This window comes from Halomonas sp., assembly GCF_014859505.1.
In the GTDB taxonomy this organism is placed as follows: Bacteria; Pseudomonadota; Gammaproteobacteria; order Pseudomonadales; family Halomonadaceae; genus Halomonas.
In genome coordinates, this window is the sequence record NZ_JACUUD010000111.1 from 1 (window position 1) to 8,785 (window position 8,785).

Annotated in this window: 9 protein-coding genes; 7 read left to right on the forward strand and 2 right to left on the reverse strand. The window is 66.0% G+C overall.

Annotated elements, in window-relative coordinates:
- Positions 1–561: sigma-70 family RNA polymerase sigma factor (locus IBX53_RS12810; protein WP_290909841.1), on the forward strand; the 561-nt coding region annotated here is incomplete at its 5' end.
- Between the two features lie 116 nt (positions 562–677).
- On the opposite strand, the gene IBX53_RS12815 is transcribed toward IBX53_RS12810, so the two are convergent.
- A complete protein-coding gene (locus IBX53_RS12815; RefSeq protein WP_290909843.1) occupies positions 678–1,334 on the reverse strand; it encodes a hypothetical protein in 657 nt (218 codons plus the stop codon).
- A gap of 431 nt (positions 1,335–1,765) precedes the next feature.
- Between IBX53_RS12815 and IBX53_RS12820 the strand changes: the two genes are divergently transcribed.
- The 5 genes from IBX53_RS12820 (at position 1,766) to IBX53_RS12840 (ending at position 6,605) form a co-directional block, all read left to right on the forward strand.
- On the forward strand, positions 1,766–2,539 hold the full coding sequence (locus tag IBX53_RS12820; protein WP_290909845.1) for an ABC transporter ATP-binding protein: 774 nt from the start codon (positions 1,766–1,768) through the stop codon (positions 2,537–2,539).
- A complete protein-coding gene (locus IBX53_RS12825; protein WP_290909847.1) occupies positions 2,536–3,282 on the forward strand; it encodes an ABC transporter ATP-binding protein in 747 nt (248 codons plus the stop codon). Before IBX53_RS12820 ends, IBX53_RS12825 begins: the two co-directional genes overlap by 4 nt.
- A gap of 152 nt (positions 3,283–3,434) precedes the next feature.
- A complete protein-coding gene (locus IBX53_RS12830) occupies positions 3,435–4,655 on the forward strand; it encodes an ABC transporter substrate-binding protein (RefSeq protein WP_290909849.1) in 1,221 nt (406 codons plus the stop codon).
- A 58-nt stretch (positions 4,656–4,713) separates the two neighbouring features.
- The gene (locus IBX53_RS12835) at positions 4,714–5,601 is read left to right on the forward strand and encodes a branched-chain amino acid ABC transporter permease (RefSeq protein ID WP_290909851.1); all 888 of its coding nucleotides are present in this window, start codon (positions 4,714–4,716) and stop codon (positions 5,599–5,601) included.
- Positions 5,602–5,651: 50 nt separating this feature from the next.
- A complete protein-coding gene (locus tag IBX53_RS12840; RefSeq protein WP_290909857.1) occupies positions 5,652–6,605 on the forward strand; it encodes a branched-chain amino acid ABC transporter permease in 954 nt (317 codons plus the stop codon).
- A 91-nt stretch (positions 6,606–6,696) separates the two neighbouring features.
- Here the strand turns inward: IBX53_RS12840 and IBX53_RS12845 are convergent, their stop codons facing one another.
- Complete coding sequence (locus IBX53_RS12845) at positions 6,697–7,587, reverse strand: LysR family transcriptional regulator (RefSeq protein WP_290909853.1); 891 nt, start codon at positions 7,585–7,587, stop codon at positions 6,697–6,699.
- Between the two features lie 134 nt (positions 7,588–7,721).
- On the opposite strand from IBX53_RS12845, the gene IBX53_RS12850 reads away from it, so the two are divergent.
- A partial coding sequence (locus IBX53_RS12850; RefSeq protein WP_290909855.1) for an S-(hydroxymethyl)glutathione dehydrogenase/class III alcohol dehydrogenase occupies positions 7,722–8,785 on the forward strand: 1,064 nt, incomplete at its 3' end.

Consider the following 8,785-nt stretch of genomic DNA (forward strand, 5'->3'; position numbering starts at 1 on the left):
TCCACCTACGCCACCTGGTGGATCCGTCAGGCGATCACCCGCTCCATCGCCGACCAGGCGCGCACCATCCGTATTCCGGTGCATATGATCGAGACCATCAACAAGCTCAACCGGGTCTCCCGGCAGATGCTGCAGGAGATGGGCCGCGAGCCCACCCCCGAGGAGCTGGGTGAGCGTCTCGAGATGCCCGAGGACAAGGTGCGCAAGGTGCTCAAGATCGCCAAGGAGCCGATCTCCATGGAGACCCCCATCGGTGACGACGACGACTCGCACCTGGGTGACTTCATCGAAGACGGCACCATGATCCTGCCCATCGATTCCGCCACCGGCGAGGGGCTGATCGAGGCGACCCGCAACGTGCTCGGCGGTCTCACCGCCCGCGAGGCCAAGGTGCTGCGCATGCGCTTCGGCATCGACATGAACACCGACCACACTCTCGAGGAGGTCGGCAAGCAGTTCGATGTCACCCGCGAGCGGATCCGTCAGATCGAGGCCAAGGCGCTGCGCAAGCTGCGCCACCCGTCACGCTCCGAGCCGCTGCGCTCCTTCCTCGACGAGTAGGGTCAGGAAGCAGGCTCTGGGCGAACGCCTCGGCCGCAACGAAGAAGCCCCGCAGGCAGTGCCTGCGGGGCTTCTTGCTGGTTGGGGGAGGCGCTGCAGCGCCTCATCTGGCCGGATCAGCCCGCCCGGCGGGCCAGGACCCATTGCCGGGCCAGCAGGGTCAGCTCGATCACCGCGATCAGGATCAGCGCATAGCCCAGCAGCTCCACCACCTCCTCGGCGGCGTCCTTGAAGGTGCGCACATAGTGCTCCTGAAGGATCGCTTCCCAGAAGGCGCCACGGCCGTAGAGGCGCGAGAAGACATAGGTCACCAGCACCCCGGCGGCGAAGAGGCCGAATGAGAAGCTGTTGGCGTAGCTCGCGAACTCGGCGACGAAACGCCGGCGCTCGCGGATGACCCAGAAGAGGCTGGGAACGACCACCAGGGCGACCAGCACCTTCCAGGTGTGGCGCGCCACCCAGGTATCCAGGAAGTAGTCCTGCTCGCGGATGAAGGAGCTGAAGGTGAAGGCGAACATCAGCAGGGTCACCGTGGGCAGCACCCTGAGCAACTGGCGGATATAGAGCAGCAGCAGCGAGGCCGTGAGCAGCAGCACGCTCTGGGTAAGCTCGGTGAAGCCGTACTCGGAAAAGCGAACCTCCGGGTAGTGCAGTGCCTCGATGAAGGCGCCCTGGGCCAGGCCCGCGATCAACAGGATATAGAGCGTGGCGCGGATGCAGGTGGAGGTGAAGCCGATCGGCCAAGGATGGCCGGGAGGGGGAGTCTGGGTCATGGAGAAGGGGCTTCCGATAAGAGCATTCAACTACGAATGCCATTCTACCTGCTTAATCCTGGGCTGCCCATGGTCAGCTGAACGCCACCTTGGCCATCCGTGACCTAACCATCGGTCGCCAGGAGTGCCGGCGGCGTGAAGGCGGGACGCCCGGGAAATGCCTTGTGCATCAATGGGCTGGCTTGCATGAAATGTTTGTTTTCAAGCTATTGAAAACACCAGCCCTACGCCATTGGTCGAGTCATGCCCATCGGGCTATTGCCGTGTCGCGCCGAGTCCTCTAGCTTACGTTAACGTAAAGTGCCGGCAAGCCTCGCAGGATGAGTGCCCGGACAGTCCGATGCCGAGATGGCCAGAACAACGACAACGGCATACAACAACGACAACAGCACCAACGGCGGATCGCTTGCGCGATCCAGAGAGGACGTCACATGACCCAGAACTTCATTCTGGAGACTCGGGGGTTGACCAAGGAATTCCGCGGCTTCACCGCCGTGGACGATGTCAACCTGCAGGTCCAGGAGGGGCATATCCATGCCCTGATCGGCCCCAACGGGGCGGGCAAGACCACGGTCTTCAACCTGCTCACCAAGTTCCTGCCGCCCACCCGCGGCGAGATCCTCTACCGCGGCAAGCCGATCACCGGCATGAAGGCCAACGAGATCGCCCGCCTGGGCCTGGTGCGCTCCTTCCAGATCTCCGCGGTGTTCGCCCACATGACCGCCATGGAGAACGTGCGCGTGGCGCTGCAGCGTCCCATGGGCACCTCCTTCCACTTCTGGAAGTCCGAACGAACCCTCGATCACCTCAACGACCGCGCCATCGAGCTGCTCGAGGAGGTGGGCCTGCGCGAGTACGCCGACGTGCTCACCGTGGAGATGCCCTACGGGCGCAAGCGGGCCCTGGAGGTCGCCACCACCCTGGCCATGGACCCCACCATGATGCTGCTCGACGAGCCGACCCAGGGCATGGGCGCTGAGGACGTCGACCGCATCGTCGAACTGATCCGCCGCGTGGCCCGCGGGCGCACCGTGCTGATGGTGGAGCACAACCTCAGCGTGGTCAGCCGGCTGTGCGACCGCATCACCGTGCTGGCCCGCGGCGCGGTGCTGGCCGAGGGCGACTACGCCACGGTCTCCGCCGACCCGCGGGTCAAGGAGGCCTACATGGGCAGCGAAGCGGCGGAAGAGGAGGCCAGCGCATGAACCAGGCAGCCGAGAGCCTGATGGAGTACCAGGACCGCGACGGCGCCGAGATGCTGCGGGTCAGCGACCTTCACGCCTTCTACGGCGAGTCGCACATCCTCCACGGCGTCGACTTCAACGTGAAGCGCGGCGAGCTGGTGACCCTGCTGGGGCGCAACGGCGCCGGACGCAGCACCACCCTCAAGGCGATCATGAACATGGTCGGCCGGCGCACCGGCTCGATCATGATCAACGGCAACGAGACCCTCGACATGAAGCCCCACCGCATCCCGCGGCTGGGCATCGGCTACTGCCCCGAGGAGCGCGGCATCTTCGCCAGCCTCGACGTCGAGGAGAACCTGCTGCTGCCGCCTACGGTGCGCTCCGGCGGGATGTCGATCGACGAGATCTACGAGATGTTCCCCAACCTCTACGAGCGCCGGCGCAGCCCGGGCACGCGGCTCTCCGGGGGCGAGCAGCAGATGCTGGCCATGGCGCGGATCCTGCGCACCGGGGCGCGGCTGCTGCTGCTCGACGAGATCACCGAGGGGCTGGCGCCGGTCATCGTCCAGGCGCTGGGCCAGGTGCTGGTCAAGCTCAAGGAGCGCGGCATGACCATCGTGCTGGTGGAGCAGAACTTCCGCTTCGCCGCCCCCCTGGCTGACCGCCACTTCGTGATGGACCACGGCCTGATCGTAGAGGAGATCTCGGCGGCCGAGCTGCCGAGCAAGCGCGAGCATCTGCACACCCTGCTGGGCGTGTGAACCGTCGCGGCCGCTGGCCTTCACAACGCAAATAAACGCTACCGCCGTCGCAGCAACAGCCACAATTATCGCTGCCACAACAGATACAACGCCAGTTGCAGCAACATTCGCAACAACAACAAGAGCCCCGCTTCGGGGCAGAGGAGAGCCACATGACCTTCATCAAGAAGAGCCTTACCACCGCCGTCGCCCTGGCCGCTACCGCCACCATGGCGACCACCGCCCAGGCCGAGATCAGCGACGGCGAGATCCGCATCGGCTACCTGGCCGACATGTCCGGCACCTACCGTGACCTGGCCGGCCCCGGTGGCCTGGAAGCCCTCAACATGGCCGTGGAGGACATGGGCGGCAGCATCAACGGCGCGCCGATTCAGGTCTTCAGCGCCGACGACCGCAACAGTGCCGACGTGGGCGCCAACACTGTGCGCGAGTGGTTCGATACCCGCAACGTCGACCTGGTCTCCGGCCTGGTGGCCTCGTCGGTGAGTATCGCCGCGACCCGGGTGATCGAGGAGAACAACGGCCTGGGCATCGTCTCGGGCTCCGCCGCCTCCAGCATCACCAACGAGCACTGCACCCCGAACCATATCCACTGGGTCTATGATACCTACCCGCTTGCCAACGGCACCGCCAAGGCGATCGTCGACCAGGGCGGCGACAGCTGGTTCATGCTCACCGCCGACTACGCCTTCGGTCACGCCCTGGAAGGCGACGTGACGCGGGTGGTCGAGGACAACGGCGGCGAGATCGTCGGTGGCGTGCGTCACCCGTTCCCGACCGACGACTTCTCCTCCTACATCCTCCAGGCCCAGGGCTCGGGCGCCAAGATCATCGGCCTGGCCAACGCCGGCGCCGATACCGTCAACGCCATCAACACCGCCGCGCAGTTCGGCGTGGTCCAGTCGGGGCAGCAGCTCGCCGGCCTGCTGGTGTTCCTCAACGACGTCTACGCCATGGGCCTCGAAACCACCCAGGGTTTGCTGCTGACCACCGGCTGGTACTGGAACATGGACGACGAATCCCGCGAGTGGGCCGAGCGCTACTACGAGCGCGTGGGCCGCATGCCGACCATGGTCCAGGCGGGCATCTACTCCAGCACCATGCACTATCTGCAGACCGTGGCCGAGCTGGGTACCGATGACCCGGTCGCGGTGCGCGCCGCCCTGGGCGAGAGGCCGATCAACGACTTCTTCTCGCGCAACGGCCGGGTTCGCGAAGATGGTCGCATGGTCCACGACATGTTCCTGGCCCAGGTGAAGTCGCCTGAGGACTCCGAGCATGAGTGGGACCTCTACGAGATCCTCGCCACCATTCCCGCCGAGGAAGCGTTCCGTCCGCTCTCCGAGAGCCAGTGCAAGCTGGTGCAGAACTGAAGCGAGCAAGACCGGCGGCGGCGCAAGCCGCCGCCCCCTCTGACGGGAGATTCCTGACATGACGATGATATTCGGGGTACCGGCGGCGGTATTCCTCGGCCAGCTGCTGCTGGGCCTGATCAACGGCGCCTTCTACGCCCTGCTTAGCCTGGGCCTGGCGGTGATCTTCGGCCTGCTGAAGATCGTCAACTTCGCCCACGGTGCCATGTACATGCTGGGGGCCTTCGCCACCCTGCTGGGCATGCGCTACCTGGGCATCAACTACTGGGCGGCGCTGCTGCTGGCGCCGCTGGTCGTCGGCCTGTTCGGCATGCTGCTCGAGCGGTTCATGCTGCGCCGCATCGCCCACCTGGATCACCTCTACGGCCTGCTGCTGACCTTCGGTCTGGCGCTGATCTTCGAGGGCTCGCTGGTCAACTTCTTCGGCGTCTCCGGGGCGCGCTACCCGACCCCCGAGTTGCTCCAGGGCGGTTTCCAACTGGGCTTCATGTTCCTTCCCAAGTACCGCGCCTTCGTGCTGGCGGCGGCCATCGTGGTATGCGTGTTCACCTGGTTCATGATCGAGCGCACACGGCTCGGCGCCTACCTGCGCGCCGGCACCGAGAACCCGGCGCTGATGCAGGCCTTCGGCGTCAACGTGCCGCTGCTGATCACCCTGACCTATGGCTTCGGCGTGGCCCTGGCCGCCTTCGCCGGGGTGCTGGCCGCACCGCTCTACCCGGTGTCGCCGAACATGGGCTCCAACCTCTTGATCGTGGTCTTCGCCGTGGTGGTGATCGGCGGCATGGGCTCGATCCTGGGCGCCGTGATCACCGGCCTGGCCATGGGCCTGATCGAGGGCCTCACCAAGGTGTACTACCCCGAGGCGGCCAACACCGTGATCTTCCTGGTGATGATCCTGGTGCTGCTGCTGCGACCCGCCGGCCTGTTCGGCAAGGAGGCATGACCATGTCCGCGACCCAGACCCAGACCCAGACCCAGACGCTGACCCCCTCCATGAAGCGCCAGCGCCGTGCGGATATGCGCCGCAACGTCTTCTACCTGGTGCTGATTGGCATCGGCCTGGTGGCGCCCTTCGTGGCCTACCCGGTGTTCCTGATGAAGGTGCTGTGCTTTGCGCTGTTCGCCTGCGCCTTCAACCTGCTGCTCGGCTACGTGGGGCTGCTCTCCTTCGGGCACGCCGCCTTCCTGGCCACCGGCGGCTATGTCACCGGCTACCTGCTGGCTAGCCACCCGGCGCTGACCCCGGAACTGGGCATCATCGCCGGGACCCTCGTCGCGGTCGCGCTCGGTGCGGTGTTCGGCGCCCTGTCGATCCGTCGCCAGGGCATCTACTTCGCCATGGTGACCCTGGCGCTGGCCCAACTGGTGTTCTTCGTCTACGTCCAGTCGCCCTTCACCGGCGGCGAGGACGGCCTGCACGGGGTGCCGCGGGGCGACCTGTTCGGCTTCATCAGCCTGCGCAGCAACCTGGCGATGTACTACTTCGTGTTCGCCATCTTCCTGATCGGCTTCGCGATCATCCAGCGTGCCGTGCATTCGCCCTACGGCCAGGTGCTCAAGGCGATCCGCGAGAACGAGCCGCGGGCGGTCTCGCTGGGCTACAACGTCGACGCCTACAAGTGGGTGGCCTTCGTCCTCTCCGCGGGTCTGGCGGGCCTGGCCGGCTCCACCAAGACGGTGGTGTTCCAACTGGCCTCGCTGACCGATGCCCACTGGCACATGTCCGGCGAGGTGATCCTGATGACCCTGCTGGGCGGGGTGGGCACCCTGTTCGGCCCGGTGGTCGGTGCCGGTATCGTGGTCAGCCTGCAGCACCTGCTGGCGCAGTCGCCGCTGGGCAACTGGGTGGGGCCGATCCTCGGGATCATCTTCGTGGTCTGCGTGCTGAGCTTCCGCAGCGGCATCGTCGGCGAGATCCTCAAGTCCTACCGCAAGAACTTCAAGTGACGCGGCCAGTCGCGCAACGCTGACGCCTCACATGCTGCCAGGGCACCCCACGGGGCGCCCTTTCAGGTTCCTGTCCAGGCTTGCTCGCCGATCAGCGCGGCGCGGGCAGTGTCTCGTTGATATGCTCGATCAGGTAGTCGATGAACTGCACGACTTTGGGCGAGCGCTGCCGATGGCGGGGAAAGACGGCCCAGACGGCCGTATCGGCGTGACGATAGGCCTCCAGTACCGGGATCAGTTCGCCGCTGTCGAGGTAGGGGTCCACGTAGTAGTCGGGGAGCTGGGCCAGTCCCAGTCCCTTGAGGGCGGCATCCAGCAGGGCCGGCCCCGAGTTGGCTCGCCAGCTGCCCCTCACGCGGACTTCCCGGCGTACACCCTCCACGGCGAAGCGCCAGTGATCACGGCTCCCCTCCAGGCAGCGGTGGCGGGACAGTTCCGCCAGGGCGTGGGGCTGGGAGATATGGGCGAAGTAGGCGGGCGCTCCGACCACATGCTCGCGCCGCTCGCAGAGCCGTCTCGCCACCAGGCTCGAATCCTCCAGGCGCCCCATGCGGATGGCGATATCGAACCCCTCGTCGATGATGTCCACCTGACGATTGGTGAAGTGCATGCGCACCTGGAGCCGCGGATGCGCTATCAGGAAGTCGTTGACCAGCGGGGCGATGAAGCGCTCCCCGAAGGTGGTGGCCGAGGTCAGGCTCAGCAGGCCGCGAGGCTGCGCCTGCAGGTCGTTGATGGCGGCCTCGGCATCTCGCAGGCCGTCGAACAGGTGCTGGCAGTGCTCGTAGTAGAGCGCCCCGGCATCGGTCAGCCGGATCTGGCGGGTGGTGCGGTAGAGGAGGGTGGTTCCCAGCTGGGCCTCCAGCTGGCTGACCAGTCGGCTGACATGGGAGTTGGATACCTTCAACTGCCGAGCGGCGGCGGCGAAGGTGCCCAGCCGCACCACCTCGACGAAGGCCTCGATACGGTCCCAGCGCTGCATGGCTCCTCCTCGCCGATGGTTGCCGATTGATTGTTGCCATGTGGCAATAATGTCGTGCCTTTGATGCAGTTTATCCCGGTGGGAACTCTTGCCTAGACTGACGAGAGAACTTTACCCGAACGAGGAGACCTACCATGAAATCACGTGCCGCCGTCGCCCTGGAGCCGGGCAAGCCCCTGGAGCTCGTCGAGATCGACGTCGAGGGTCCCAAGGCAGGCGAGGTGCTGGTGAAGATTGCCGCCACCAGCGTCTGCCATACCGACGCCTACACCCTCTCCGGCGCCGACCCGGAGGGCAACTTCCCGGCGGTGCTGGGCCACGAGGGGGCCGGCATCGTCCAGGAGGTGGGCGAGGGGGTCACCAGCGTTCGCCCCGGCGACCACGTCATCCCGCTGTATACCGCCGAGTGCGGGCAGTGCAAGTTCTGCCTCTCCGGCAAGACCAACCTCTGCGGCGCGGTGCGCGCCACCCAGGGCAAGGGCCTGATGCCCGACGGCACCAGCCGCTTCTCGCTGGATGGCAAGATGCTGCACCACTACATGGGCACCTCCACCTTCAGCGAGTACACCGTGCTCCCCGAGGTGTCGCTGGCGGTGGTCTCGAAGGAGGCGCCGCTGGACAAGATCTGCCTGCTGGGCTGCGGCGTGACCACCGGTATCGGCGCGGTGATGAACACCGCCAAGGTCGAGCCGGGCTCCACCGTCGCCGTCTTCGGCCTCGGCGCCATCGGCCTCGCCGTGATCCAGGGCGCGGTGATGGCCAAGGCGAGCCGCATCATCGCCATCGACGTCAACCCGGAGAAGTTCAAGCTGGCCGAGCAGTTCGGCGCCACTGACTTCGTCAACCCCAAGGACTACAGCGACCCGATCCAGCAGGTGATCATCGACCTCACCGACGGCGGCGTCGACTACTCCTTCGAGTGCATCGGCAACGTCAACGTCATGCGCTCGGCGCTGGAGTGCTGCCACAAGGGCTGGGGCGAGTCGATCATCATCGGCGTGGCCGGCGCCGGCGAGGAGATCTCCACCCGCCCGTTCCAGCTGGTCACCGGCCGGGTCTGGAAGGGCTCCGCCTTCGGCGGCGTCAAGGGGCGCTCGGAGCTGCCGGGCTACGTGGAGCAGTACATGAAGGGCGAGCTCAACATCGACGACTTCATCACCCACGACATGCCCTTCGAGAAGATCAACGAGGCCTTCGA